The organism is Sideroxyarcus sp. TK5 (genome assembly GCF_054601595.1).
In genome coordinates, this window is record NZ_BAAHSJ010000005.1 from 137,967 (window position 1) to 160,833 (window position 22,867).

Here is a 22,867-nt window from a genome sequence, read left to right on the forward strand (position 1 = left end):
GCGTAGCATGGTCTGCACGCGCGGGGGAAATCCCGCACTTCCTGTTCTTTCATCACTGAAGGAGACGATCATGCATACAGCCGACATGTTGATCTATGTGCATCCCGAGCTGGAAGCACAAACGAGAAAAAATCTGGAAAGGAAGATCATGGGGCGCATCGGCGTGGATTGCGCCGAGTTCGAGCACAAGCCGCATCCGCATTCCTTGCTGGTGAGATATGACCCCGAAGAAGTCGAAGGTATCGAGTTGTTGCATATGGTGCGCAAAGTCGATCCCGCCGCTTCGATGGTCGGGATGTGACCTCCCCGTACAACAGATAGAATCCTGAAGCCCGCCTGTGCGGGCTTCCTGTTTTCTGCCCACACAACAATGGAGGCACCTATGAAACGATTGTTTATCTCCCTCGCCCTGCTCTGTCTGACCGTGCCTGCCTTGGCGGCTGTCGAGGGTGAAGAGGTCAGCTACTCTGCGAACGGCACCACGCTGAAAGGCTGGCTGGCTTACGAAGGGCATGCCATGGGCAAGCGCCCGGCGGTACTGGTGGTACATGAGTGGTGGGGACACAATGCCTATGCGCGCAAGCGGGCGAACATGCTGGCCGGGCTGGGCTATGTGGCACTGGCCGTGGATATGTACGGTGACGGCAAGCAAGCACTGCATCCTTCCGATGCCGGGAAGTTCTCCGGCGAGGTGTCAAAGAACCGTCCCCTGACAAAGGCCCGTTTCGAGGCGGCGATGAAAGTGCTGCGCGATGATCCGCGCGTGGACAGCAGCAAGCTGGCCGCCATCGGTTATTGCTTCGGCGGCTCGGTGGTGCTGAACATGGCGCGCGAGGGCGAGCCTTTGCTCGGCGTGGCGAGCTTCCACGGCGGGCTGGCGACCGATACGCCCGCACAGAAAGGCAAGGTCAAAGCCAGGATACGTTCCTTCACCGGCGCGGATGACAAGATGATCCCGGCTGCGCAAGTGCAAGCGTTCGAGCAGGAGATGAAAGCAGCCGGTGTGGACTACAAGGCGGTGGTGTACCCCGGTGCGATGCACAGCTTCACCAACCCGGATGCGGATGCCTACGGCAAGCAGTTCAACCTGCCGCTGGCCTATGACGCGGCAGCGGACAAAGATTCATGGCTGCAATTGCAAAGATTCCTGGCGGAAGTGCTGCAGCAGGGACCATCCGGGCGCTGATCAGTCGCTCGCATGCACAGCCGATGTCGCCTCGACCGGACGCTGCATCGCTTCAGACGAGATCGCGGCTGGCACGGCTGGCCTGACAGGTGCAGAAAGGGGTTTAGCCGCCGACGGAACAGGCTGGACCACCACAACAGGGGCCGAAACGCCGGACACGCCGACCGGGGCGCGCGGCAAGGGATTGGCCGCCACCGGAGCGGAGGTTACCGGCAACTGCGACGCCGTATCGCTTGTGTGGGGCACTATCCTGGGTTTGACAGGAGTCGCGACGCGCACCGACTTCTGCACATCGGGCACGACGACCTCAACGGCAGGCTTGGGCGCTGCGACATGAACGATCGCGGGCTGGCGTGCCGCTTCGCTTACCAGCCACACCGCGGCGACTATCAAACCCATGGCCAGCAGCGTCCAGCGCAATGTGCCGCGCACCTCGTCTTTCTGGCGATATACGCGCACCTTGGCCTTGCCGAATATCGAATACTCCACCTCCGCATCGCCGATGTCGGTCCACACCTGCGCTTTCGGCTGTGTCTCGTCCACCAGCGGCTGATCGAATCTTGCCATGTCGTATTGCATGCTTCTCCCCCTGATCGGTGCAGCGCGGGCAGATGATAACAAGCGGCGATCCATGATGGTCGGCAACATGATCTGCGAACACGGGGGCACTTCGATCTATGATGGCGACCTGAACAACCATACCGGGGACACTGAATGAAACTGCGCGTACTTATCCTGGGATACGGCGAGATGGGCCACGCCATGGAATCCCTGCTGGCGGAACGCCATGACGTGCACATCTGGAACATGGGCGAAGTGGTGAAGGGCAAGTTCACCACGCTGGAAGAGGAAGTGTCCGTGGCGCAGGTGGTTCTGTTCTGCCTGCCGGTGAACCCGCATCAGGAGATCGCACAGCGCATCGCTCCCTTCCTCACTCCGGACAGCGTCTGCCTCACCATCGCCAAGGGACTGGATGAGTCCGGCCGTACGGCGGCACAGGTGTTCGACCATGTGTTCGAAGGACGACACCACTTCGGCGTGATCTATGGCCCGATGATCTCGGAAGAGCTGCGCGCGGGTCGGCTGGGGTTCGCCGATGCGGTGCTGTCCGATGCGGCGGATTTCGGGGTGATGCGCAGCCTGTTCCGTGGCAGCGGCCTGGTTTGCCAGCAGGCGAGCGATCTGCACGGGCGCAGCTGGTCGGTGATCCTGAAGAACGTGTACGCCATCCTGTTCGGCATGGCGGATGAATTGAAGCTGGGAGACAACATGCGCGGCCATCTGGTGGCGGCGTCCATCGCGGAACTCTCAGGCATCGTGCAGGCCTTCGGCGGGCAGGCGCATACCCCTTACAGCTATGCCGGGCTGGGTGATCTGATCACGACCGCGACCAGCGAGGATTCGCACCACCATGAACTGGGCCGCAAGCTGGCGCGCGGCGAGTGGGATGACATCTCCGGTGAAGGGGTGCACACCTTGCGCATGGTGGAGAAATTCGGGGTGTTCGACTGGCGCGCCTATCCGCTGTTCGCCTTGTCGCATGACATCGTGACAGCCCCGCAGCACCTGCGTGAACGACTGGATGAATATCTGCAGTTCCTGCGCGGCACGGAGAGCTGCCCGATCTGACGCGGGCAGCGGAAGTTATGGCTTGCCGACCAGCTTGGCGGCTTCGGCGATGCTGATGATCTTGCTCAACACACCGCCCATATCCTGCAGCCTGGCCTTCAGGTCGGCCAGTTCCTTGTCCTTGGCTTCCAGCAAGCGGCTATGGTCCGGCATATTGGACAGCTTGTCCTGCTCCTGCTTGAGCTGTGCCTGCAGTTCCTTGCACTTGTTCTCGGCATCAACCGCACGCTTCATCTCGGCTTCGAGCTGCGCATCCTTGCGCGCAAGCTCGCTGGCGCTGGAGGCAGTGACCTGCTTCAATCCGGATTCCAGTTCGTTGACGCGCTTGCTGGCTTCCGCCGTTCTGGCCTGCTCCTGCTTCAGCGATTCTCGCAGTTGCACGATGGTCTTGAGCTGTTCCAGCGACTTCTTGCGCTCGTCTTCCAGCTGCGCTTCACGCGCGGCAAGCTCGATGTCTTGCTCCTTTTGCTTGGATGCCTGTTGCCCCGATGCAGGGTCGGTGTAAGCGCGAATCTTGACGGTCTTGTCCATGATGTCGTTTCCGTTATCTCGGGTTGTCGGCAAGGAAGCACCGAAACTGTGGCCTGCGGGCGATTCTAACAACAAAATCATTCGCTCAGCAGGCGGACAAACGCATAGTTCCCCCTTCGGGTGATTGCCAGCGGTCCCTGCCGGCGGCACCATGTCGACCTTCCCGGCACATGGACGCCCCGCATGATCGAATATATCTTCTTTTCTACCGAACTGCGTGACCGCTTCGTAGACTTTGTGCGGCAGCATGGATCGAGCTGCGAGTGCAGCGACGATCCGCTGGGCCTGGTGGTCGCCGTCCCCGAAGACATCCCGGAAGCGCTATCGGATGAGATCGAGGCCTTCTACGAGTCACTGGAAGACGAGCAGGAGGATATGAGCGCTGCCGACGGTGATCTGCACCGGCTGGCCGGCTTCGGCTTCAAACTCCCCTCGGGCGAGGCGCGTCTGCTGCCGATCGAGCCGGACATGGCGAACCGCCTCATGGCGCACTTCTCGCTGGAAGAGATACAGGCGCTACTTAACGACGTCGCCCGCTATACACTGGAGCCGGCGGATGAACACTTGTGCCACATCCTGGCGGGAAGAAAAGCCGAACAAGGCGATTGAACCGATCGGGTCTTGCACGGAAAAAAGCCCGCTCAAGCGGGCTTTTTTCACTCGGCCTTAATGCTCAGTGGTGGTGGCCACCGTCGCCGTGCACATGGCCGTGTTCCAGCTCCTCGGCCGTGGCGGCGCGCACGCCGGTGACGACGCCGGAGAATGTCAGCGTCTTGCCGGCCAGCGGATGGTTGCCATCGACAGTGACTTCCTTGTCGGTGACTTCGGTGACGGTGTACAGCATGAAATCTTCGTCATCGTCGCCTTCCGCACCGCCCTCGAACTGCATGCCTACAGCGACTTCTGGCGGGAACATGTCGCGCGACTCGACGCGCACCAGGTCGTGCTCATATTCGCCGAAGGCTTCATCGGGCGTCATGCTGACGGTGAACTTGTCGCCCACATCCTTGCCGTGCAACGCTTCCTCGACCGCGGGGAAGATGCCATCGAAACCGCCGTGCAGGTAGCTGATGGGGTCGTTCGTTTGCTCGATCAATGCGCCGCTGGCGTCATTCAGTGCATAGGTCAGCGAGACGACAGCATTCTTTTCGATCTTCATTTCATTTCCTTTATCAGTGTGAGTATCTCTTGTGCATGCCCGTGGGCGTGTACGGCATAGAGGGCGTGGCGCAGCGTGCCGGCCTTGTCGATGATGAATGTCGAGCGCTGGATGGAGAGCTTCTTGTGACCATCCACTTCCTTCTCGTACATGACACCGTATTTCCTGCAGACCCGTGCCTCGGGATCGGACAGCAGCAGCACCGAGAGACCGTATTTGTCGCGGAAGCAGGCGTGACTGATGCAGTCGTCACGACTGATACCGACGATGATGGTATCAAGCTTCGCGAACGCATCCTCCAGATCGGTGAATTCGTTCGCTTCCATCGTGCAACCCGGCGTGTCGTCCCTCGGGTAGAAGTACAACACGACGTTGTGCTTGCCTTGTTGCGCGGCCAGCCTGAACGTCTCCATGTCGGCATCCGGCAACTCGAAGTGCGGTGCCTCCATTCCAGCTTGTAGTGGTACAGCTTGTGTGGGCATAACGTCCTCCTGTCCGCATTCTATCGAAATTCGCGCGTGGTGCACCCCGGAATTTTCCATCTACCGCACTTTTCAATGCATGTGGCAGGACTATAATCGCCGTATGGAAAATACCCTGCTCGGCGGACTGACTCCGCAAAGATTCCTGCGTGATTACTGGCAAAAGAAACCGTTGCTGATCCGTCAGGCGGTGCCTGGATTCGCTGGCCTGCTCGATCCTGAGCAGTTGATTGCATTGGCCTGTGACGAGGATGCGCAGGCAAGACTGGTCACGCAGCAGCACGGCAAGTTCGGGCTGCGTCACTCGCCTTTCGTCGCGAAGGATTTCAGCGGCCTGTCGAAGAAAGGCCAATGGTCGGTACTGGTGCAGGGTGTGAACCATTTCTTGCCGGAAGCTGCCGACTTGTTGAAACGTTTCGACTTCATCCCGCATGCGCGGCTGGACGACCTGATGGTGAGCTATGCGCCCAAAGGCGGCGGCGTCGGCCCGCACTTCGACGCCTACGACGTGTTCCTGCTGCAAGGATACGGTCACCGCCGCTGGCAGATCTCCACCCAGGAAGACCAGACACTGGTCGAAGGCGCACCGCTGCGCATCCTGAAGGATTTCAAGGTGGAACAGGAGTGGGTACTGGAACCGGGGGATATGCTCTACCTGCCACCACACTGCGCCCACAACGGCATCGCGGAAGACGATTGCATGACCTACTCCATCGGCTTCCGCACCCCCTGGTATCAGGAATTGGCAGAGCAGTTCCTCGTATATCTGCAGGACCGCATCGAGATCGAAGGCACCTATTCCGATCCCGATCTGAAGCTGCAGAAGCATGCTTCCGAACTCGGCCCCGCGATGCTGAAACAGGTCGGTTCCGCGATCCGCAAGATACGCTGGGACGACGAGGATATCGCCAACTTTCTGGGTAGCTATCTCTCCGAGCCAAAGCCGCATATCTTCTTCGATGGCCCCGCACGACCGCTGTCTGCGGCACGCTTCACCGAGGCAGTGCTAAAGCACGGGGTGGCGCTGGATCTGAAGACGCTTATGCTGTGCCAGGAACGCACGGTGTTCGTCAATGGAGAGGCGCACAAGGTGCGCAAGAGCGACTATCGCGTGCTGCGTGAATTGGCCGATGCGCGCATGCTCCCCGCCGGGACCGCATTGACGCAGGACGCTCTGGAATTGTTGTATGAGTGGTATCTGGACGGATACCTTGCCCCCGCCACCCGGAGACGCCGACCATGAACGATGAGCCCCTGCAGCACACCACTTTCGACGGCGTTGCCGATTACATAGCGGCGCTGGATACGGTCTGCGCTTCGGCGCAGCATTCGCTGAATATCTTCGAGAAGGATTTCTCCGACATCGGCTTCAACTCGGAAGCGCGCTACGATGCGCTGCGTCATTACCTGCTGCTCAGCAGTAACAATCGCCTGCAGTTGTTGGCACATGACACGCAACATCTGATCCGCTTCTGCCCGCGCATGATGATGCTGTTGCGCGAATTCAGCCACAGCATGTCCATCTTCCAAACGCCATCGCACCTGCACGGCGTGACAGAACCGTTCGCCGTTGCCGACGGTCACCATTTCGTTCGCCGTTATCACTTCGACGATACACGCGGACTGTTGGCGATGAACGACCCGGAGGGTGCGCACGAATTGAATTCGCGCTTCCAAGAGATGTGGCTGGCATCCCACTCCGGGGCGACGCCGACGCGGCTCGGGCTTTGATGGCTTGCAAGTCTTGCTAGAATCGAAGCGCTGCACGCCGGCATTTTATCCTGTAAACATCCAACGATAGGAAATCGAAAATGAAATTCCCCATTCTGATTGCCGCATTGCTCTCCCTCTCCCTGACGGCCTGCGGCGAACAAGCCGCCGAGTCTCTGGACGCAGCCAAGAAAGCGGCCGTAGAAGCCGCCGACAAAGCCAAGGATGCCGCAGCAGAAACCGCGAAGGAGGTAGGTGACGCAGCCAAGAGCGCTGCCGAAGACGCCGCACAGGCTGCGGCTGACAAAGCAAAGGAAGTCGCCGATGACGCGACCGCAGCTGCCAAGGATGCCGCCAAGAAAGTAGTCAACGAGGCCGCCGATGCCGTCAACAAGTAAGTCCTTTTGCCCTACCGGTGAGCCGGGCAAGCCCGGCTCACCGCCCTCGCCGGAATTACCAGACAATCGCAACAATTACATGCTTTTGACAGCGCCTTGCACGAGCTCTTTCAGCTTGAAATAAAAGGGGTTTTCCGCCACAGCATCCCTCTTGTATTTCCCTTTGGAAGCGCTAGAATGCGCCGCCTTTTCTTTGGGAAGGTTGCAGAAAGGGCAACTCAATACAAACCTTCACTTAAAGTCTAGTAGCACCTACCTATCGATTGGAAATTGAAAATGAAACGCTCTGCATTGATCGCCGCTCTGTTGGCTCTGTCCTTGTCTGCTTGTGGTGAAAAAGCTGCTGAAACCGCAGCTCCTGCAACTGAAGCTGCTGCTCCTGTCGCTGCTCCTGCAACTGAAGCGGCTGCACCGGTTGCCGCTTCCGCAACCGAAGCGGCTGCACCGGCTACAGAAGCTCCAGCTGCTGCCAAGTAATACCCGCACGATCAAAAAAGCCGGCGCAAGCCGGCTTTTTTCTTTGCAACACAACACATCAACCTATCACTATCCAGTCCAGCCCCTCGGCCTGCGACGCGATCGCGATCTCATCCTGCCGGCAAGACAGCACCTCGCTCAGCGCCAGCGCGGCCAACCCGGGCTGGTTGTTCTGCTTGCTCAGGTGCGCGGCTACGATGCATTTCAGAAGACTGGTATCCATGCCCGCCAGCAACCCCGCCGCCTGACGGTTGCTCAGATGGCCGAAGCGACCGCCGACGCGCTGCTTGAGCACGGGCGGATAACGCCCGCTGCGCAGCATCTCTTCGTCATGATTGCATTCCAGCACCAGCGCGTGACACCCTGCCAATGATGCTGTGATGTGCGGCGTGATATGGCCGGTGTCGGTCAGCACGCCGAGACGACATGCACCGTCGCTGAACACATATTGCACCGGCTCGCGCGCGTCGTGCGGCACCAGGAAAGGCTGCACCTCGATATCGCCGATGGCGATGCAGTGATGGGGATTGAGTTCGGTGACACTGATATCCGCGAACGAGGTCTGCTGAGTCAGCAGGGTACCGTGCGTCATCCACACCGGCAGTTTGAACTTGCGTGCCAGCCGCGCGACACCGCCGATATGGTCACTGTGTTCGTGGGTGACGAGGATGCCGTCGAGCTGTTCGGCTTGCAGGCCGAGACGCGCCAGACGCGCCACCGTCTCGTTGACGGAGAACCCGCAATCCAGCATGAGAGTGGTGTTGCCGGCCTGCACCAGCAGCGAGTTGCCTTCGCTGCCGCTGCCGAGGAACGCGAAACGCATCACTGCGCGTTATTTCTCCAGTCGCTGGTACAGCAGGTCGAGGATACGCGCAGTCTCGGCCTCGGCTGCTGCATCCGCAACCACCGTCACCACACTTACGCCCTTGGTCTCTTGTACCAGCACACGCACTTCAGCCGGTTGTTTGTCCGTGCCCTTCAAATAGAACACGCCCTTGCTGCGATTCACATCGCCCGCGACAAGGCCGGCACGTTCCAGCGCCAGACCGACCTTGCGCCAGGCGCGGTCGAACGGCTCGGACAGCAACACGAAGCGCTGGCCTTCCACCGAAATCAGGCGCGCCGGTTCTTCTTCCACCGCAGCAACGGGTGTCGGCACCGGAGCCACGGGAGGTTGATCGGCATTCTTCACATCACGCGAATAATCCGAGTAACTGGCCACCTGCGTGCCGTCCGCAGCCGGGATGGCATAGCGCTGGCTGCTTCCCGGCAGCGTCAGATCCGGTGGAACTTCCAGCGCGGGGGCCGGCGTTCCGCCGTTCTTGTAGTCCACCGGCTTGCGCTCGGGGATGAGACCGCACCCGGCCAGCAGGCTGAGGACGAGGACGGCAGTGATCGCATTGCTTGTTTTCATAGTGATTCCAGTGGGTTCAAATGACGCCGGCCTGACGCATCGCATCCTCCACCTCGGGCTGGGAGGTGGCTGTGAGCGGTGTGAGCGGCAATCGCAGTATGTTGTTCATCCTGCCCATGCGCGCGACCGCCCATTTGACCGGGATCGGGTTCGCTTCGATGAACAGTTTGCGGTGCAGGCCGAGCAGGCGGAAGTTGATCGCGCGCGCGGTGGCGACATCGCCTTTGAGCGCGGCTGCACACATCTCGTGCATCAGGCGCGGGGCGACGTTGGCCGTCACCGAGATGGTGCCATGGCCGCCGAGCAGCATCAGCGCCAGCGTGCTGGCATCATCACCGCTGTAGATGGCGAAGTCCTTTGGTGCGCGTTGCAGCAGGTCGCTGCCGCGCTCGATATTGCCGGTCGCATCCTTGATGCCGATGATGTTAGGTATCTGCGCCAGACGCAGCACGGTGTCGTTGCCCATGTCCGCACCGGTGCGTCCCGGCACGTTGTACAGGATGTGCGGCATATCCACCGCTTCGGCGATGGCCTTGAAGTGCAGGTACAGGCCTTCCTGCGTCGGCTTGTTGTAGTAAGGCACCACGGTCAGCGAGGCATCCGCCCCGACCTTCTTCGAGAAGGTGGCCAGCTCGATGGCTTCCTTCGTGGAATTTGCGCCGGTACCTGCGATGATGGGCACGCGCTTCGAGGCATGCTTCACCGCTTCGGCGATGAGCAGCTCATGCTCCTCCACATCGACGGTAGGGGATTCGCCGGTGGTACCGACCACCACGATGGCATCGGTGCCTTCGGCGATATGGAAATCGATCAGTGCGCGGAATGCTTCGAGGTCGAGACTGCCATCCTCATGCATGGGCGTGACGATTGCTACAAGACTGCCAGTGATCATGATCTTTTTGAACCGTTTCGGGAGCGCGCATTCTACCTTAATCACACCGGCTTACGCGACAGGAGCGAGGCGGCTGTGGAATAATGCCGCGACCATGTCAGCTTCCACCCTAGCCACCCTGCAACAAGGCGATATCGCCACCATCGTTGCCATCCATGCCGAGCAGGCGCTGCACCAGCGCCTGCTCGCGTTGGGCTTCCGCAAGGGAAAGCAGGTCGAGCTGGTTCGCATCGCCGCTTTCTCCGGCCCGCTGCAGGTACGGCTGGGCACCACCGATGTCGTCTTGCGCCGCAACGAAGCCGGCAAGATAGAAGTGTGCAAAGGAGCCGGCTGCGCATGAAACGCATCGCTCTGCTGGGCATGCCCAACACCGGCAAGTCCACCCTCTTCAACCGCATGACCGGCGGCGCCGCGCGCGTCGGCAACTGGCCCGGCATCACCGTGGAGCTGCTGTCCGGCAAGATCCTGCTCGGCGGCGACATGGTGGAGATCATCGACCTGCCGGGCATCTACGACCTGCACGGTTTCTCCGACGACGAACAGGTGGTGCGCCACTTCCTGCACGACAACGTACCCGACCTGGCGCTGGTGATCCTGAATGCCACGCAGATCGAACGCCAGATGAGCCTGTTGCTGCAACTCAAACAGCTCAACATGAACGTGGTGGTGCTGCTCAACATGTCGGACGAGGCGCGCAAATACGGCATCACCATCGACAGCGCCAGGATGTCCGAGATGCTGGGATTGCCCATCTATCTGCTCAGCGGCAAATACGGTGCGGGCTACCAGGACGCGCTGCAGGCCGTCACCAAAGCCCTGCGCTACCCCACCCCGGGCATGGCCGAGCAGCTGCGCTCGCAACTGGAGCAGGACGAGCACATCGAATCCGAGATGGCGCGCGTGCTGAAACATGCGGTGCAGGTACCGGTTCAGATGCCGGAACACCTGACCGACAAGCTCGATCGCGTCATGCTGCACCCGTGGCTCGGTCTGCCCATCTTCTTCGGCATCATGTATCTGCTGTTCCAGGGCATTTTCCTGCTCGGCCAGCCCCTGCAGGGCGGCGTAGCCGAAGCACTGAGCTGGCTGCGCAGCAACGCGCTGGAGGCAGCCGTGGCCGGTACGCCGCCCTGGCTGTCCGGCCTGCTGCTGGACGGCATCTACAACGGCGTGGCGACAGTGGCTGCCTTCGTGCCCATCATCGTGCTGTTCTTCCTGTTCATGGCCATGGTGGAAGACAGCGGCTATCTGTCGCGCGCCGCCTTCCTGATGGACGCACTGATGGCAAAGATGGGACTGGATGGACGCGGCTTCGTGATGCTGCTGATGGGTTTCGGTTGTAACGTCCCCGCGCTGATGGGCACACGTGTGATGCGTTCACGTGGCATGCGACTGCTGACCATGCTGGTGATCCCCTTCTCGCTATGCTCGGCACGCCTGCAAGTGTTCGTGTTCATCACCGCCGCGCTGTTCTCACCGCAGCACGCACCGCTGGTGCTGTTCAGCCTGTACCTGTTCAGCTTCGCCGCTGCCATCCTCACCGCGCTGCTGTTCCGCAACAAGTTCCAGAGTAGCGAGCCGTTCGTGCTCGAACTTCCGCCCTACCGCTTCCCCACCCTGCGCCAGATGCTGCTACGCGGCTGGATCGAAGTGCGCCATTTCCTGAGCCGCGCCACGCAGTTCATCATCGCCGGCGTGGTGCTGGTCTGGCTGCTCACCAACCTGCCGTCCACAGCTGCGCCGGGCAGCGTCGACACGCTGGCCGGCATGATCGGCAGCGCCCTGCACCCGATCTTCGCGCCCATAGGCATCAATGAACAGCTGACCATCGCGCTGATCTTCGGCTTCGTCGCCAAGGAGATCGTGATCGGTTCGCTGGCAGTGATCTACGGCATGAGCGGCGATGCCCTGAGCAGCGCACTGGGACAACAACTGGACTGGGTGCAAGCCTACAGCTTCATGCTGTTCACCCTGGTCTACACACCCTGCCTGTCCGCCATCGCGACTTTGCGCACCGAAGCCAAGGACATGCGCTATACGCTGTTCACCCTGGGCTGGTCACTGGTACTGGCCTGGTCCATCAGCTTCGTGTTCTACCAATCGGCCCGGGCACTCGGGTACTGAAACAATCCCCCCACACCAAAGCGAACGCCCCGGCATGCCGGGGCGTTTCGTTTACAGCAGTACAACGGATGCGGTCAGAAGGAGAGACGCACACCGATATGGCCACCGTTATCCACACGTCCTTCCGGGAAACCGTTCTTCATGATGAACTTGCTGGAACGGTAGCCGAGGTAGGCCTGCGTCAGCGGAGACATGGCGAACTCGAAACGCGCCATGCCCTGCGTGAAATGATCCACGTCGCCGAAGCTGATGATGCGCGGCGCATAGTTGTACTCGCCCACGAGCGCGAAGCGGCGGTCGTTGGGCAACTCGAATCGGATCTGCGCGCCCAGCGCCACGCCGGACACCAGCTTGCGCGTCGACGCCACCTTGCTCAGCGAAGCCGCCACCGCCTTGGCACCGATGCCCAGCGACAGACCTGACACACTGCCTTCTTCGTTCAGCACCAGCAGGCCGGCATCGACCATGATGTCGTTCACATCGTTGTAGGCCAGCGAGGCGAACAGGTCGGACTTGCCGGCGATACCGCTAGGGATCGTGTATTTGAACTGGGCGGTGCTGTTGCTCAGATTGATATCCAGCGTGTCGGCAAAGGCCGTCGAACCGACCATGATCAGTGCAGCAGCAGTTATACGACGCAACATACAGGACTCCTTAAATCAGTGGGGAATTGGCGGAAGCGGTGAGATTCGAACTCACGAACGACTCACATCGTTGCCGGTTTTCAAGACCGGTGCCTTCAACCACTCGGCCACGCTTCCAAATTGTTATTACTACGAAATCATATTGCCGGTTTTGGCTACGGCATAACCTGAAGGTTCACCCTTCGGGTACAAGAGCCTGCGCCGCCACAAACCGCTTCGCGGTGTGTGGTCAAGACCGGTGCCTTCAACCGCTCGGCCACGCTTCCTTGAACTTCAATCACTTGCAGCAAACGACGGATGACCGCAGGCAAGCAACGCCGCGCATGATACCCGAATTCATCCTGCCTTCCAAAACCGCCTTGCATGCACGGTTGCAACTTTTATGCTGCTTGGGTAGTCTCATGCTCGCCGTGCGCAAAGTCGCACTTTATTTGAACGGAGCAGAAATGAACTACCAGACCCAGACCGCCCCCATCGGAACACTACCCGTCGAACGAAACAAGGTCCTGCGCAACACCTACATGATGCTGTCGCTGACCATGATCCCCACCGTGATCGGCGCTTTCATCGGCACCTCCTTGAACCTGTCGTTCATGGCCGCCAGCCCCATCATCTCCTCGCTGGTGATGTTCGCCGTGATGCTGGGCATGCTGTTCGCCGTGTCCGCATTGCGCAACAGCATATGGGGCATCGCCGCACTGCTCGGCTTCACCTTCGTCGCGGGCGTGTTCCTCGGCCCCATCCTGCAAGTCGCCCTGCACCTGAAGAACGGCGCACAACTGATCGGCATGGCCGCCGCCGGCACCGGCATCATCTTCTTCTCGCTGGCCACCATCGCCACCGTGACCAAGAAGGATTTCAGTTTCATGGGCAAGTTCCTGTTCATCGGGCTGATCCTGCTCATCGTCGCTTCGCTGGCCAACCTGTTCTTCCAGATCCCGGCACTGAGCCTGACCATCTCCGCCATCGCGGTGCTGATCTTCTCCGCCTACATCCTGTATGACGTGAGCCAGATCGTGAACGGCGGCGAGACCAACTATGTGATGGCGACGCTGGGTCTGTATCTGAACATCTACAACCTGTTCATCAACCTGCTGCAACTGCTGATGGCCTTCACCGGCGAACGCGAATAAGCTTCCCGCAGCAACGACAAGGCGGCCGAACGGCCGCCTTTTGTTTTCCACGGAGACGATATGCAACTGAATGACTTCCTGAAAAAACTGGCCGACGCGCCGGACAGCATCTGCTTCAACGACACCATCGCTCTGATCGACGCGCACTACGATTTCACCCCGACCGCTTTCCGCAACGGCGCGACCCGCAACGAGGCCGGACAGAACAACGGCTCATGCAAACTGTTCTCGTTCGCGAAGCTGAACGGGTTGACGCCGCAACAGACTTTGACTTGTTTCGGGGACTATTACCGCAAGGATGTGCTCGGCAACCCGGCCGGGACCGACCACGCCAACATCCGCAACTTCATGAAGACCGGCTGGGAAGGTATCGCATTCGAGGGCGAGGCGCTGACGCCCAAAGCCGCCTGATCACTTGGGCTTGCGCTGTTCCGGTTTCACGCGCGAAGCCAGCAGTTCGTCACCCGCGTCCGCATCCACCACATTGCCGCCCGCGTCTTCCATGGGCAACTCGGCATCGTTCCAGCCGCGGATACCGAGCTTGAGCGAAACGACATTGGAAAACCCCATCTGCTGCATCACATCCGCCGCCAGCACGGAGCGCTTGCCCGAGCGGCAGATCACCACGATCTCGCGCTCGCGCCCCTGCACCAGCTCCGGCACGGTCTCGTCGTAATCCCACTCGCAGGACTGCTCCAATATGCCGCGCGGCACATTGATCGAACCGGGGATGTGCAAGGCCGCGAATTCGGACGGTTCACGGATATCCAGCAACAGCGGCACATCGCCCGACTGGTAGCGCCGCCCGAAATCCCAGGGCGTGACTTCCTTCACACGTGCAAGCGCCTCTTCAACCAGATCGTCATAGCGTTTCATCGCTTCACTCCTTGCTGAACACCGCGATGGACTCCACATGCGCCGTCTGCGGGAACATGTTCATCACACCCGCCCCCTTCAACGTATAGCCCTTCACATGCACCAGCACTTCCGCATCGCGCGCCAGCGTGGCCGGGTTGCAGCTCACATAGACGATGCGTTGCGGCGCGGTGTCCGGCGTGATGGCCTTGATCAGTTCGATGGCGCCGTCGCGCGGTGGATCGACCAGCCATTTGTCGAACCTGCCTAATCCTGCGAGTGTCTCTTCGTTCATCTCGAACAGGTTCATGTCCATGAAGCGCGTGTTGGCAGTCAGGCCGTTATGTTCAGCGCCCTGCACAGCGCGTTTCACCAGCGCGGCACTGCCTTCGATACCCAGCACCTGCGCGCCGCTGCGCGCGATGGGCAGGGTGAAGTTGCCCAGGCCGCAGAAGAAGTCGGCGATGTTCTCATGCGGCTGCGGATCGAGCAGGCGCAGGGCACGGTGCACCATCACGCGGTTGAGCTGGTGATTGACCTGGGTGAATTCGGTCGGTGCGAACGGCATCTCGATGCCGAACTCGGGCAGGCTGTAGCTGAGCTGCGGCGCGACCGGTGGATGGAAAGGCGCGGCCGTGTCCGGCCCTTTGGGTTGCAGCCAGAACTGGATGTCGTGCGTATCGGCAAAGGCGCGCAGCTTGTCTTCGTCCTTCCCGGTCAGCGGCTCCATGATGCGCAGCACCAGCACATCGACGTTGTCACCGCAGGCGATCTCGACCTGCGGGATGCGGTCGCGGATGGACAGGCCGTCGATCAATTCGGACAGTTTGGGGATCAGCGCGGAGATCTTGGGTGACAGGATCTCGCAGCGCGACAGGTCGGCGATGAAACTGCTGCGCTTCTCGTGGAAGCCGACCAGCGTGCGTCCCTTCTTCAGTACATGACGTACGCCGATGCGTGCCCGCTGGCGATAGCCCCAGTAGATACCATGGATGGGCGACAGGATGTTCTCCGGCGTCACCTTGCCGATACGTGCCAGCCCCTCTTCGAGGATGCGCTGTTTGATGGCGACCTGCGCGCCGGAATCCATATGCTGCATGGCGCAGCCGCCGCACACGCCGAAGTGGATACACTTCGGTTGCACGCGCATGTAGGAATGGTTGGCGACGCTGGTCGCCTGGGCCATCTCGAAACTGGGTTTCTTGCGGTACGAGGCATAGGTCGCCCGCTCGCCCGGCAATGCCCCCTCGATGAAGATCACCTTGCCCTCGTGATGCGCGATGCCGCGCCCTTCCTGATCGATGGATTCGATCACCACTGTCTGTTCAATGTCTGCCATCTCGTTCCAACTGAATAATCATGCGCCCCATGCGGGTATGCGCCAATGCCCATCCGACCGACACGCCGACGCTGTTCGCCAGCATGTCGGTGTATTCAAAATATCGGTAGCCGCCCATGCCCTGCAATATCTCGATCGCTACGCCCAGCGCCACCAAACCCAGCAACAGGCCGATGCGCGCGGCACGCGAGACATACACCTGACAGAACCACAGCATCAGCCCGGCATAGGCCAGCAGATGCTCGATCTTGTCGACTCCGTCGAAGGAGACCGGTTCGGGCGGGTGCGGCACCAACGACAGATAGCACACCAGTGCGACCCACAACCAGCCCAGCCCCAGCCAGACCTTGCGCAATCCCGGCATGCTCACTTCCAGGCAGCCAGATACTCCGACCAATGCGCCTCGCTGGATTTCGCCAGTGTGCCGCGCACCAGTTCCAGTTCCTGCTCGTAGCGCGCCCGGGTGAACTGGCCGCGCATCAGCTGGAAGCGCGCGAACACCAGCCAGGTATTCACCACGTCGGTCTCGCAATAGTTTCGGATCTCGACCAGCCGGCCCTGCTGATATGCATCCCACACCTTGCTGCCGTCCATGCCCAGCTTGCCGGGGAAGCCGATCAGCTTCGCCAGCTCGTCCAGCGGCGCATTGGCGCGGCCGGTGTACATCGCCAGCAGGTCCATCAGGTCGAGATGGCGCGAGTGGTAGCGGCTGATGTAGTTGTTCCACTTGAAATCCTTGTCGTCCTCGCCCTGGTCCCAGTAGCGCGGGCACTGGATGCCGTGGATCAGGCCACGGTAGTGCAACACCGGCAGGTCGAAACCACCGCCGTTCCAGGACACGATCTGCGGCGTGTATTTTTCGATGCCGTCGAAGAAGCGCTTGATGATGCTGGCCTCGTCCTCGTCCGGCTCGCCCAGCGACCATACCTTGAAGTTGTCGCCCTCGCGCAGCACGCAGGAGATGGCCGCGACCTTGTGCAGATGGTGCGGCAGGAAATCGCTGCCGGTCTTCTGGCGGCGCATCTGGAACGCCATCTCGGCCACTTCGGCGTCGCTGACGGCGGCATCCAGGTCATGCAGCGTGCGCAGCCCGGCGATGTCGGGGATGGTCTCGATGTCGAAGACGAGTGTAGGGTTCATGATGGTCGCCGCGATTTCCGGAAGGGCGTGCATGATACCTGAGGCCGCCCGGCCTTCCTATCCGCCCGCTTGACGCCCTTGTCTGCAAGGTAAACAATCCACCGCGTCTTCTCCTATCACCAACCCCTTGTCGGAGGCTGCCATGCGCAAACTGTCCTGCCTGCTGCTCGTATCGTCACTTATCCCCTCCCTCGCCCTCGCCGCCGCCGGCGAAACGTGGGAAGTCACCAGCAAAACCGAGATGGCCGGCATGCCTTACGCCATGCCCGAGACCGTCATCACCGTGTGTCAGGGCAAGGACGGAAAGCCCGACCCGCAGCAGATGATGCAGGACGAAGGCAACTGCAAGGTCAGCGACGTGAAGGCCTCCGGCAACAAGGTCACCTGGAAGGTGCGCTGCAAGGGCGACGGCCAGGACATGAAGGGCGGCGGCGAGATAACCCACAGCAAGAGCAGCTATCAGGGCAGCATGCAGATGAGCGGCACCGCCGACGGCGAGAAGGTGGACATGAAGGCCAGCTACCGTGGCAAGCGCATCGGCACGGCCTGCGACACCTCCGCCCCGATGGTGGTGGGCGGCAAGGGCATGGAAGACATGAACGAGATGATGGGCATGGCGAAGGCGCAGATGGCCGCCGGCATGGCCGAGCAGTGCGAAGTGGGACGCTATGAAGCGGAACAGTTGATGAGCAACCAGTTCTTCGGCCCGAACGCGATGTGCGCCAAGAACCAGAAATACGCCTGCAAGGTGATCAGCAAGGACGTGATGAAAAAACCGGAGGTCTATCTCGCGCTGGTGAAGCACGACGACACCTCCGACATCTCCATCGCCGCCGCCTGCAAGATCGACATGAAGGCCGCCACCAAAGCCGCCTGCAAGAAAGTCGACGACAACAACTACGAAGACTTCGAGGACGCCTGCCCGGCGGAATACAAGAAATTCTCTGCCATGGCCGCCGCCGGCCGCAGCTACACCAGCTCGTCCCGCTCCAGCGACATGGTCACCGACAACCCGGTGGGTAACGCCATCGACGGCGCGAAACAGCTGAAGGGCCTGTTCGGCTTCTGAACGCATGCGCCAGCTGATCGGGTTGTGGCTGCTGTGCCACGTCACACTGGCCGCCGCCCTGCCCGATCTGTTCCCCGATGTCGCGCGCGCCTATCGTGTCGAGATCGACGGCATACCGACCTGGGAACGCAAGGCGCATGAACACCTGCCGCCCGCCAGCCTGACCAAGCTGATGACTGCCCTGCTCGCCATCGAGCACGGCGACCTGCAAAGCACCGTCACCATCTCCCCCGCCGCCGCGCGCGAGACCGGTGCCCGCCTGAAACTCAAACCCGGCGAACGCTACCGCCTGCACGACCTGCTCGCCGCCACATTGATGGCCTCGGCCAACGACGCCTGCCACGCGCTGGCCGATGCGATCGCCGGCAGCGAACACGCATTCGTGAAACGCATGAACCAGCGCGCCGCCGAACTCGGTATGCACGACACGCAGTTCGCCAACGCCTGCGGCCACGATGCCAAGGGTCACCTTTCCAGCACGCACGACCTCTCCCTGCTTGCGCACCACGTCATCCGCCAGCCGGAACTGCTGCGACTCACCTCGCGCATCGAACAGGACATCCAGAGCGTGGACGGCACACGCCGCATCCGCTTCGAGAACAAGAACGCGCTGGTCGGCCGCTATCGCGGTGCGTTCGGTCTCAAGACCGGCTACACCGCCCGCGCCGGAAAATGCCTGATCGCCTACGTCAAGCGTGGCGACACCACCGTGCTGCTGGTGCTGCTGCACGGCAACGACCGCTGGTGGGACGCGGTGGACATCCTCGATGTGGCCTTCGCCGAAGCCCAGCGAAAACAGTGACCCGCGCGCCTTCGCCTGGCTGGCGCTGGCCGTCTGCCTCGCCTATGCCAACGTGCTCGGCGCACCGTTCCAGTTCGATGACTACAAGGTCATCGTCCACAACCCCGAAGTGCATAGCTGGGGAAACTGGCTGGCCGGTCTAGGCCACGGCATCCGCGCCCTGCTGAAAGCCAGCTACACCCTGGACTGGACGCTGGGTCTGGGCACGACCGGCTTCCACCTCAGCAACCTCCTCATCCACCTGCTCAACGGCTGGCTGGTCTATCGCCTCAGCCAGCACTACTACGTGCGCCACGGCGGACTGCCCGCCACGCTGCCGCTGTTCGTCGCCCTGCTGTTCGTGCTGCATCCCGCGCACAGCGAAGCGGTGAGCTACATCAGCGGCCGCTCCGCCTCGCTGATGACGCTGTGCTATCTGGCCGGCCTGCTCGCCTATACCCACGGCCGCCAGCACGCGAGCGCACTGCACCTGCATCTGCTTACGCCGCTGTGCTTCCTCGCCGCGCTGCTGTGCAAAGAGACCGCCATCACCTTCCCCTTCGCCCTGCTGCTGTGGGAACGCTATGCGCTGGCCGAACAACGCAACTCCTTTAAAGCGCAATGGACGAGCTGGGCACTGCTGCTGGCGGCCGTGCTGCTGTTCCTGTTCAGCACCGCCTATCAATCCCACATGGCGCGCAGCGCCCACTTCAACACACTGGGCGGCAACCTCGCCACGCAGGCGAACGGCATGCTGTGGCTGTTGCAGCAATGGGCGCTGCCGCTATGGCTCAACATCGACCCCGACCTGCCGCTGTATCGCCATCTCTTCGAGGCCCCGTCGGCATTGCTGCTCACGCTGGCACTGCTAGTCACCGCATGGTGGCTGCGCAAGCTGCGCCCGTGGTGGTCCTTCGCGCTGGCCTGGGCCGTGCTGCAACTACTGCCCCTCTACGTTCTGCTGCCGCGCCTCGACATTGCCAACGAACGCCAGCTCTACCTCGTCGGCTGGCCGCTCGCACTGGCCCTGTGCATCGAAATTTTCCAGCAGCTGAGGGCCGACCACGTGCGCATCGCCCTGCTCACCTTGCTGCTCGCAGCCGCACTGCTCACCGCCCAACGCAACCTCGACTACCGCAGCGAGATCGCCCTGTGGCAAGCCACAGTGGAACAGTCGCCCAACAAAGCGCGCGTACACAACAACCTCGGCTTCGCCTGGCTTCTGGCAGGAACCGAAGATGAAGCGCGCCGCGAATTCGAACGCGCATTGCAGCTTGATCCGCAGCATGCGGAAGCAGCGGGTAATCTGCGGGGGCTAGAAAACACAACGCCCGGCGCGAAGCCGGGCGTGGAGTGAGTCTTCAAAGAGGCCGCTCTTCGGCCAATGCGGACCTTCCAACCAGTTCAGAATTTAGTCCGCTACTAGTTCAACAACAGATGATCAACGTAAAAGTGAGGGGCGCGAGCGGCTTCGCCGCGAAGCGTCCCTCTCGACTGCTGGGTTGGGCCTACCGCGCCCAGCCATAGCGCAATGTAAATGGCGTTTTGTATTCGGAGGAAACAAATCCTGCTCCCATTGCTAGTGGTGTGGTCCTGATAACGAGGGTTGAATCCTCTTGAGAGATATCACGCACGAGCAGTAATACCGCTGCAAATCGATTGCCTGAAAACGCGTCATAGAGAGCGGAACTGCCATACATATGCCTAGTATTGGCGGTGAACCGCACCTCAATACCTTGTGCCTTCGCGTACGCCACTCGATCTTCTTCTCCATCAACTTCAGTGCCTCGCTTAAAGCGAAACCCTCGCATACAAAAGCAAATATCACCTGGGCGCAAAATGCTCTTGATGTCTGTCTTGGTCCAGATTGCGCCAAGTTCAATCGGGTGCGATTCGACGATTAGTGCATCGACTGCGCGGGTATAAAGAAGGTGAAGTCTCTGAGAATCATCCCACTCGAATCGGTCGTATATCGTATTGAGGCCTGTGGATTTTCCTTTGCGCTGAAACGTCGGTATTCCTGCATTGTCGACGACGTGAGCAGCGCGAAGCATGCGAAGAAGTGATGGATCGAACTTAACTCCTTTCGACTTCATGACGTCGGGAAGGCGTTGGTGATTCACGTAGGTCCACATCGCTTGCGATAGATTGGAACTTGGCAGCATGGCATGTGCGGCCCTTGAGGCAACCTCTTCTTGCCACCTATGTTTGAAATCAATGAGGCGAGCAGGCGTCAGGTTTTGAGAAAGGGATCGCTTTGTATGCGCTTCATCGTGACAGTTTCGGCAAATGGCAATTAGGTTTTCTTCGACATTGTTTGCCGGATTCTGGTCGATATGATGAACTTCGACGGGCGCTCGCGGAATGCGGCAGACACAGCAGGTCTTGGCGCTCTTATAGAGCACGGTATGCACAAGGTCGGGGGAAATTTTTGTACGGAGCTTTGGCATAGCGCTATTCGCAGGCCCAACGTTTGAGGTAAGGGGCGCGCCGCTTGCGGCGCGTCCCAGCGACCGAAGGGCGCGCCTTGACCGAGGGGTTAGGCATCGCCTTGCACGAGCAAGTACCCGTGAATCCAGTCGGCTCCGAACTCTTTGCCTTCGACAGGTCTGTGTCCGCTGATCGTGTAGTACTGCTCTGCTGCGTTGAAGCCAGAAACCAAGGCACTCAGCCTGTACCGGTATTGATCGTTAATGCGATGAACAACTTCGGAGTCTTGGCGGGCCTTAGAGAAAACTGGAGCATCCAGATAAATAGTGGGCGGGTCAAAGCCCACATCTCGGCTGGGCCAACGACGGGCAGTGCTGTGTTGCTGCTTTCTCAGGAGGATAGAGATCGCCCGGTCTAGGCAATAGCGAGCGTTGGCGGCAGTTGCTTCGTTTGGCGGGAATTCAAGGTCGTACTGAATTTGCCATTGCGCATCTTTGTCTTCGCGAAAAACCTCGGGCGTGAGTCGCCGGAGATTGTCGAGCTCGGCAGTGTTGACCCCCCATTCCATTGCATCCATCCGGAGCTTTTCGTGATCGATTTGAATGAAGTCGAACGGCGTGAATACATGCTTCTGTATCCAGTCTCGCTTTCTTGTCCAGTACGGAGCCTTCATACCTCCGCGAGAAAACGAGAGAAGTCCAAGTCCTTCATTTGGATCAGCATCGGACCACTTGTGGATGCAATACTCTGTCTCGATCTCCACAAACAGGGCTTTGCGCACTGCAATGAGTGCCTCGAGGAAGGCTGCTTGCTCAAGGTGAGTGGCAGCCTCGGTCAGGAAAGCCTTTGCCTCCCCATCGGATAGAAGGTCCGACAAAAAGATCTCTCGATACCGTCGCCCGAGAACTGTTTGCACAATAGCTTCGACGGCGATATCTGCAGCTTCAGCGTACGTTTGCACCGTAAGCGGCTCAGCGAGCTGTCCATAGTGCTTTGTAATTACCCGCTGCTTATTCAGCGCCTTGAGCGTGCCGGACTTCGGCACTGGGACGCCAGACTTTTTTAATTCGCCGATGAGTTCGTCGAAACTTTTTGACTCAAGTGTCTTCTGCTCGTCGATGTCTTTCTCGACCAACATGGCTAAGAAGACCACTTCTAAGGCGTCTTGCAGGAGGATCAAGCCCGCAGACGACATGTGCCGATCACCCGCAGCAACGAGCCGCCGGGCTTCATCGTGAAGGGTGCGGGCGGTAATGAGTGAGTGAAGAGTGGAGGCCTTCATAGTAGGGATTGCATGCCTAACGTAAAGTAGATGGCAAAAACACCATATATTGGAGCGATATGCCGCATAAGCTGGAATGAATTGGCTAATGGTTCGATTTTATTGGTTTATCAACTTTCGAACACGGCACTTCCTCTTGCAAACGCGGCATTATTCGAGACACCGCAACGGATAGCACCGTAGCAGCAAATC

29 protein-coding genes and 1 tRNA gene are annotated in these 22,867 nt (G+C 60.2%); 15 read left to right on the top strand and 15 right to left on the bottom strand.

All coding sequences use genetic code 11. The annotated features are described in order from the left end of the window. The first annotated feature begins 70 nt into the window (after window positions 1–70). Both ACYPYQ_RS10090 and ACYPYQ_RS10095 read left to right on the top strand, forming a co-directional pair. Window positions 71–301, top strand: coding sequence for a hypothetical protein (locus tag ACYPYQ_RS10090; RefSeq protein WP_459723705.1), 231 nt, complete (start codon window positions 71–73; stop codon window positions 299–301). 81 nt (window positions 302–382) lie between these two features. Then, window positions 383–1,186 (top strand): dienelactone hydrolase family protein, encoded by an 804-nt coding sequence (locus ACYPYQ_RS10095; RefSeq protein ID WP_459723706.1) that lies wholly within the window; start codon window positions 383–385, stop codon window positions 1,184–1,186. Here the strand turns inward: ACYPYQ_RS10095 and ACYPYQ_RS10100 are convergent, their stop codons facing one another. Next, window positions 1,187–1,753, bottom strand: coding sequence for a hypothetical protein (locus ACYPYQ_RS10100; RefSeq protein WP_459723707.1), 567 nt, complete (start codon window positions 1,751–1,753; stop codon window positions 1,187–1,189). A gap of 147 nt (window positions 1,754–1,900) precedes the next feature. Here ACYPYQ_RS10100 and ACYPYQ_RS10105 point away from each other — a divergent pair, with 147 nt between their 5' ends. After that, entirely contained in the window at window positions 1,901–2,815 is a 915-nt protein-coding gene (locus ACYPYQ_RS10105; RefSeq protein WP_459723708.1) for a hypothetical protein, read from the top strand. 15 nt (window positions 2,816–2,830) lie between these two features. Here the strand turns inward: ACYPYQ_RS10105 and ACYPYQ_RS10110 are convergent, their stop codons facing one another. Further along, window positions 2,831–3,346, bottom strand: coding sequence for a hypothetical protein (locus tag ACYPYQ_RS10110; protein ID WP_459723709.1), 516 nt, complete (start codon window positions 3,344–3,346; stop codon window positions 2,831–2,833). A 183-nt stretch (window positions 3,347–3,529) separates the two neighbouring features. On the opposite strand from ACYPYQ_RS10110, the gene ACYPYQ_RS10115 reads away from it, so the two are divergent. After that, window positions 3,530–3,955: a hypothetical protein gene (locus ACYPYQ_RS10115; protein WP_459723710.1), complete on the top strand. Its 426-nt coding sequence runs from the start codon at window positions 3,530–3,532 to the stop codon at window positions 3,953–3,955. A 64-nt stretch (window positions 3,956–4,019) separates the two neighbouring features. Here the strand turns inward: ACYPYQ_RS10115 and ACYPYQ_RS10120 are convergent, their stop codons facing one another. Together ACYPYQ_RS10120 and ACYPYQ_RS10125 are read right to left on the bottom strand one after the other, a co-directional pair. Next, on the bottom strand, window positions 4,020–4,505 hold the full coding sequence (locus ACYPYQ_RS10120; RefSeq protein ID WP_459723711.1) for an FKBP-type peptidyl-prolyl cis-trans isomerase: 486 nt from the start codon (window positions 4,503–4,505) through the stop codon (window positions 4,020–4,022). Next, entirely contained in the window at window positions 4,502–4,987 is a 486-nt protein-coding gene (locus tag ACYPYQ_RS10125; protein ID WP_459723712.1) for a peroxiredoxin, read from the bottom strand. The genes ACYPYQ_RS10120 and ACYPYQ_RS10125 overlap by 4 nt, the downstream gene beginning before the upstream one ends. 103 nt (window positions 4,988–5,090) lie before the next feature. Between ACYPYQ_RS10125 and ACYPYQ_RS10130 the strand changes: the two genes are divergently transcribed. The 4 genes from ACYPYQ_RS10130 to ACYPYQ_RS10145 all read left to right on the top strand — a co-directional run bounded on the left by ACYPYQ_RS10130 (window position 5,091) and on the right by ACYPYQ_RS10145 (window position 7,572). Continuing rightward, the gene (locus ACYPYQ_RS10130; RefSeq protein WP_459723713.1) at window positions 5,091–6,230 is read left to right on the top strand and encodes a JmjC domain-containing protein; all 1,140 of its coding nucleotides are present in this window, start codon (window positions 5,091–5,093) and stop codon (window positions 6,228–6,230) included. Continuing rightward, window positions 6,227–6,718 carry a DUF7931 domain-containing protein gene (locus ACYPYQ_RS10135; RefSeq protein ID WP_459723714.1) on the top strand — a complete coding sequence of 164 codons (492 nt, stop codon included), beginning with the start codon at window positions 6,227–6,229 and terminating at the stop codon, window positions 6,716–6,718. The genes ACYPYQ_RS10130 and ACYPYQ_RS10135 overlap by 4 nt, the downstream gene beginning before the upstream one ends. An 80-nt stretch (window positions 6,719–6,798) precedes the next feature. Then, the gene (locus ACYPYQ_RS10140; protein ID WP_459723715.1) at window positions 6,799–7,095 is read left to right on the top strand and encodes a hypothetical protein; all 297 of its coding nucleotides are present in this window, start codon (window positions 6,799–6,801) and stop codon (window positions 7,093–7,095) included. A gap of 276 nt (window positions 7,096–7,371) precedes the next feature. Then, window positions 7,372–7,572, top strand: coding sequence for a hypothetical protein (locus tag ACYPYQ_RS10145; protein ID WP_459723716.1), 201 nt, complete (start codon window positions 7,372–7,374; stop codon window positions 7,570–7,572). 58 nt (window positions 7,573–7,630) lie between these two features. On the opposite strand, the gene ACYPYQ_RS10150 is transcribed toward ACYPYQ_RS10145, so the two are convergent. From ACYPYQ_RS10150 to dapA, 3 genes are read right to left on the bottom strand one after another with little or no spacing between them, the layout of a single operon-like run. Next, entirely contained in the window at window positions 7,631–8,395 is a 765-nt protein-coding gene (locus ACYPYQ_RS10150; RefSeq protein ID WP_459723717.1) for an MBL fold metallo-hydrolase, read from the bottom strand. Between the two features lie 9 nt (window positions 8,396–8,404). After that, complete coding sequence (locus ACYPYQ_RS10155) at window positions 8,405–8,986, bottom strand: hypothetical protein (protein WP_459723718.1); 582 nt, start codon at window positions 8,984–8,986, stop codon at window positions 8,405–8,407. Between the two features lie 16 nt (window positions 8,987–9,002). Next, the gene (gene dapA / locus ACYPYQ_RS10160; RefSeq protein WP_459723719.1) at window positions 9,003–9,878 is read right to left on the bottom strand and encodes a 4-hydroxy-tetrahydrodipicolinate synthase; all 876 of its coding nucleotides are present in this window, start codon (window positions 9,876–9,878) and stop codon (window positions 9,003–9,005) included. A gap of 94 nt (window positions 9,879–9,972) precedes the next feature. Here dapA and ACYPYQ_RS10165 point away from each other — a divergent pair, with 94 nt between their 5' ends. Next, window positions 9,973–10,218: a FeoA family protein gene (locus ACYPYQ_RS10165; protein ID WP_459723720.1), complete on the top strand. Its 246-nt coding sequence runs from the start codon at window positions 9,973–9,975 to the stop codon at window positions 10,216–10,218. Further along, complete coding sequence (gene feoB, locus ACYPYQ_RS10170) at window positions 10,215–12,002, top strand: ferrous iron transport protein B (RefSeq protein WP_459723721.1); 1,788 nt, start codon at window positions 10,215–10,217, stop codon at window positions 12,000–12,002. Before ACYPYQ_RS10165 ends, feoB begins: the two co-directional genes overlap by 4 nt. Before the next feature lie 74 nt (window positions 12,003–12,076). On the opposite strand, the gene ACYPYQ_RS10175 is transcribed toward feoB, so the two are convergent. Beyond that, complete coding sequence (locus ACYPYQ_RS10175; protein WP_459723722.1) at window positions 12,077–12,646, bottom strand: YfaZ family outer membrane protein; 570 nt, start codon at window positions 12,644–12,646, stop codon at window positions 12,077–12,079. Window positions 12,647–12,673: 27 nt separating this feature from the next. Next, a tRNA-Ser gene (locus ACYPYQ_RS10180) sits at window positions 12,674–12,763 on the bottom strand. Window positions 12,764–13,092: 329 nt separating this feature from the next. Between ACYPYQ_RS10180 and ACYPYQ_RS10185 the strand changes: the two genes are divergently transcribed. Both ACYPYQ_RS10185 and ACYPYQ_RS10190 read left to right on the top strand, forming a co-directional pair. After that, entirely contained in the window at window positions 13,093–13,779 is a 687-nt protein-coding gene (locus ACYPYQ_RS10185; RefSeq protein ID WP_459723723.1) for a Bax inhibitor-1/YccA family protein, read from the top strand. Between the two features lie 60 nt (window positions 13,780–13,839). Then, on the top strand, window positions 13,840–14,190 hold the full coding sequence (locus tag ACYPYQ_RS10190) for a HopJ type III effector protein (RefSeq protein WP_459723724.1): 351 nt from the start codon (window positions 13,840–13,842) through the stop codon (window positions 14,188–14,190). Here ACYPYQ_RS10190 and ACYPYQ_RS10195 read toward each other — a convergent pair whose 3' ends face one another. Genes ACYPYQ_RS10195 through ACYPYQ_RS10210 form a run of 4 tightly spaced genes read right to left on the bottom strand, consistent with a single transcriptional unit; the run spans window position 14,191 to window position 17,113 of the window. After that, on the bottom strand, window positions 14,191–14,655 hold the full coding sequence (locus ACYPYQ_RS10195) for a rhodanese-like domain-containing protein (protein ID WP_459723725.1): 465 nt from the start codon (window positions 14,653–14,655) through the stop codon (window positions 14,191–14,193). 4 nt (window positions 14,656–14,659) lie between these two features. Continuing rightward, window positions 14,660–15,973, bottom strand: a complete 1,314-nt coding sequence (gene rlmD / locus ACYPYQ_RS10200; RefSeq protein ID WP_459723726.1) for a 23S rRNA (uracil(1939)-C(5))-methyltransferase RlmD — start codon at window positions 15,971–15,973, stop codon at window positions 14,660–14,662. Continuing rightward, window positions 15,960–16,337, bottom strand: a complete 378-nt coding sequence (locus ACYPYQ_RS10205; protein ID WP_459723727.1) for a VanZ family protein — start codon at window positions 16,335–16,337, stop codon at window positions 15,960–15,962. The genes rlmD and ACYPYQ_RS10205 overlap by 14 nt, the downstream gene beginning before the upstream one ends. Before the next feature lie 2 nt (window positions 16,338–16,339). Then, window positions 16,340–17,113, bottom strand: coding sequence for a 3'-5' exonuclease (locus tag ACYPYQ_RS10210; protein ID WP_459723728.1), 774 nt, complete (start codon window positions 17,111–17,113; stop codon window positions 16,340–16,342). 142 nt (window positions 17,114–17,255) lie between these two features. On the opposite strand from ACYPYQ_RS10210, the gene ACYPYQ_RS10215 reads away from it, so the two are divergent. The 3 genes from ACYPYQ_RS10215 to ACYPYQ_RS10225 are packed head-to-tail and all read left to right on the top strand — an operon-like array spanning window position 17,256 to window position 20,320. Beyond that, a complete protein-coding gene (locus ACYPYQ_RS10215; protein WP_459723729.1) occupies window positions 17,256–18,182 on the top strand; it encodes a DUF3617 domain-containing protein in 927 nt (308 codons plus the stop codon). Between the two features lie 4 nt (window positions 18,183–18,186). Continuing rightward, window positions 18,187–18,984, top strand: coding sequence for a D-alanyl-D-alanine carboxypeptidase family protein (locus ACYPYQ_RS10220; RefSeq protein ID WP_459723730.1), 798 nt, complete (start codon window positions 18,187–18,189; stop codon window positions 18,982–18,984). Next, window positions 18,950–20,320: a hypothetical protein gene (locus tag ACYPYQ_RS10225; protein ID WP_459723731.1), complete on the top strand. Its 1,371-nt coding sequence runs from the start codon at window positions 18,950–18,952 to the stop codon at window positions 20,318–20,320. The genes ACYPYQ_RS10220 and ACYPYQ_RS10225 overlap by 35 nt, the downstream gene beginning before the upstream one ends. Window positions 20,321–20,471: 151 nt before the next feature. On the opposite strand, the gene ACYPYQ_RS10230 is transcribed toward ACYPYQ_RS10225, so the two are convergent. Continuing rightward, window positions 20,472–21,413, bottom strand: a complete 942-nt coding sequence (locus ACYPYQ_RS10230) for an HNH endonuclease signature motif containing protein (RefSeq protein ID WP_459723732.1) — start codon at window positions 21,411–21,413, stop codon at window positions 20,472–20,474. 89 nt (window positions 21,414–21,502) lie between these two features. Continuing rightward, entirely contained in the window at window positions 21,503–22,675 is a 1,173-nt protein-coding gene (locus tag ACYPYQ_RS10235; protein ID WP_459723733.1) for a hypothetical protein, read from the bottom strand. Window positions 22,676–22,867 lie beyond the last annotated feature (192 nt).

What these genes read in the sequence shown, in the direction of transcription:
- ACYPYQ_RS10215 (WP_459723729.1), top strand. Translation starts at nt 17,256, where the DNA reads ATGCGCAAACTGTCCTGCCTGCTGCTCGTATCGTCACTTATCCCCTCC.
- ACYPYQ_RS10165 (WP_459723720.1), top strand. Translation starts at nt 9,973, where the DNA reads ATGTCAGCTTCCACCCTAGCCACCCTGCAACAAGGCGATATCGCCACC.
- ACYPYQ_RS10090 (WP_459723705.1), top strand. Translation starts at nt 71, where the DNA reads ATGCATACAGCCGACATGTTGATCTATGTGCATCCCGAGCTGGAAGCA.
- ACYPYQ_RS10120 (WP_459723711.1), bottom strand. Translation starts at nt 4,505, where the DNA reads ATGAAGATCGAAAAGAATGCTGTCGTCTCGCTGACCTATGCACTGAAT.
- ACYPYQ_RS10145 (WP_459723716.1), top strand. Translation starts at nt 7,372, where the DNA reads ATGAAACGCTCTGCATTGATCGCCGCTCTGTTGGCTCTGTCCTTGTCT.
- ACYPYQ_RS10135 (WP_459723714.1), top strand. Translation starts at nt 6,227, where the DNA reads ATGAACGATGAGCCCCTGCAGCACACCACTTTCGACGGCGTTGCCGAT.
- ACYPYQ_RS10225 (WP_459723731.1), top strand. Translation starts at nt 18,950, where the DNA reads ATGTGGCCTTCGCCGAAGCCCAGCGAAAACAGTGACCCGCGCGCCTTC.
- rlmD (WP_459723726.1), bottom strand. Translation starts at nt 15,973, where the DNA reads ATGGCAGACATTGAACAGACAGTGGTGATCGAATCCATCGATCAGGAA.
- dapA (WP_459723719.1), bottom strand. Translation starts at nt 9,878, where the DNA reads ATGATCACTGGCAGTCTTGTAGCAATCGTCACGCCCATGCATGAGGAT.
- ACYPYQ_RS10105 (WP_459723708.1), top strand. Translation starts at nt 1,901, where the DNA reads ATGAAACTGCGCGTACTTATCCTGGGATACGGCGAGATGGGCCACGCC.
- ACYPYQ_RS10185 (WP_459723723.1), top strand. Translation starts at nt 13,093, where the DNA reads ATGAACTACCAGACCCAGACCGCCCCCATCGGAACACTACCCGTCGAA.
- ACYPYQ_RS10115 (WP_459723710.1), top strand. Translation starts at nt 3,530, where the DNA reads ATGATCGAATATATCTTCTTTTCTACCGAACTGCGTGACCGCTTCGTA.
- ACYPYQ_RS10190 (WP_459723724.1), top strand. Translation starts at nt 13,840, where the DNA reads ATGCAACTGAATGACTTCCTGAAAAAACTGGCCGACGCGCCGGACAGC.
- ACYPYQ_RS10195 (WP_459723725.1), bottom strand. Translation starts at nt 14,655, where the DNA reads ATGAAACGCTATGACGATCTGGTTGAAGAGGCGCTTGCACGTGTGAAG.
- ACYPYQ_RS10210 (WP_459723728.1), bottom strand. Translation starts at nt 17,113, where the DNA reads ATGAACCCTACACTCGTCTTCGACATCGAGACCATCCCCGACATCGCC.
- ACYPYQ_RS10230 (WP_459723732.1), bottom strand. Translation starts at nt 21,413, where the DNA reads ATGCCAAAGCTCCGTACAAAAATTTCCCCCGACCTTGTGCATACCGTG.
- ACYPYQ_RS10130 (WP_459723713.1), top strand. Translation starts at nt 5,091, where the DNA reads ATGGAAAATACCCTGCTCGGCGGACTGACTCCGCAAAGATTCCTGCGT.
- ACYPYQ_RS10235 (WP_459723733.1), bottom strand. Translation starts at nt 22,675, where the DNA reads ATGAAGGCCTCCACTCTTCACTCACTCATTACCGCCCGCACCCTTCAC.
- ACYPYQ_RS10100 (WP_459723707.1), bottom strand. Translation starts at nt 1,753, where the DNA reads ATGGCAAGATTCGATCAGCCGCTGGTGGACGAGACACAGCCGAAAGCG.
- ACYPYQ_RS10155 (WP_459723718.1), bottom strand. Translation starts at nt 8,986, where the DNA reads ATGAAAACAAGCAATGCGATCACTGCCGTCCTCGTCCTCAGCCTGCTG.
- ACYPYQ_RS10125 (WP_459723712.1), bottom strand. Translation starts at nt 4,987, where the DNA reads ATGCCCACACAAGCTGTACCACTACAAGCTGGAATGGAGGCACCGCAC.
- feoB (WP_459723721.1), top strand. Translation starts at nt 10,215, where the DNA reads ATGAAACGCATCGCTCTGCTGGGCATGCCCAACACCGGCAAGTCCACC.
- ACYPYQ_RS10150 (WP_459723717.1), bottom strand. Translation starts at nt 8,395, where the DNA reads ATGCGTTTCGCGTTCCTCGGCAGCGGCAGCGAAGGCAACTCGCTGCTG.
- ACYPYQ_RS10205 (WP_459723727.1), bottom strand. Translation starts at nt 16,337, where the DNA reads ATGCCGGGATTGCGCAAGGTCTGGCTGGGGCTGGGCTGGTTGTGGGTC.
- ACYPYQ_RS10110 (WP_459723709.1), bottom strand. Translation starts at nt 3,346, where the DNA reads ATGGACAAGACCGTCAAGATTCGCGCTTACACCGACCCTGCATCGGGG.
- ACYPYQ_RS10175 (WP_459723722.1), bottom strand. Translation starts at nt 12,646, where the DNA reads ATGTTGCGTCGTATAACTGCTGCTGCACTGATCATGGTCGGTTCGACG.
- ACYPYQ_RS10140 (WP_459723715.1), top strand. Translation starts at nt 6,799, where the DNA reads ATGAAATTCCCCATTCTGATTGCCGCATTGCTCTCCCTCTCCCTGACG.
- ACYPYQ_RS10095 (WP_459723706.1), top strand. Translation starts at nt 383, where the DNA reads ATGAAACGATTGTTTATCTCCCTCGCCCTGCTCTGTCTGACCGTGCCT.
- ACYPYQ_RS10220 (WP_459723730.1), top strand. Translation starts at nt 18,187, where the DNA reads ATGCGCCAGCTGATCGGGTTGTGGCTGCTGTGCCACGTCACACTGGCC.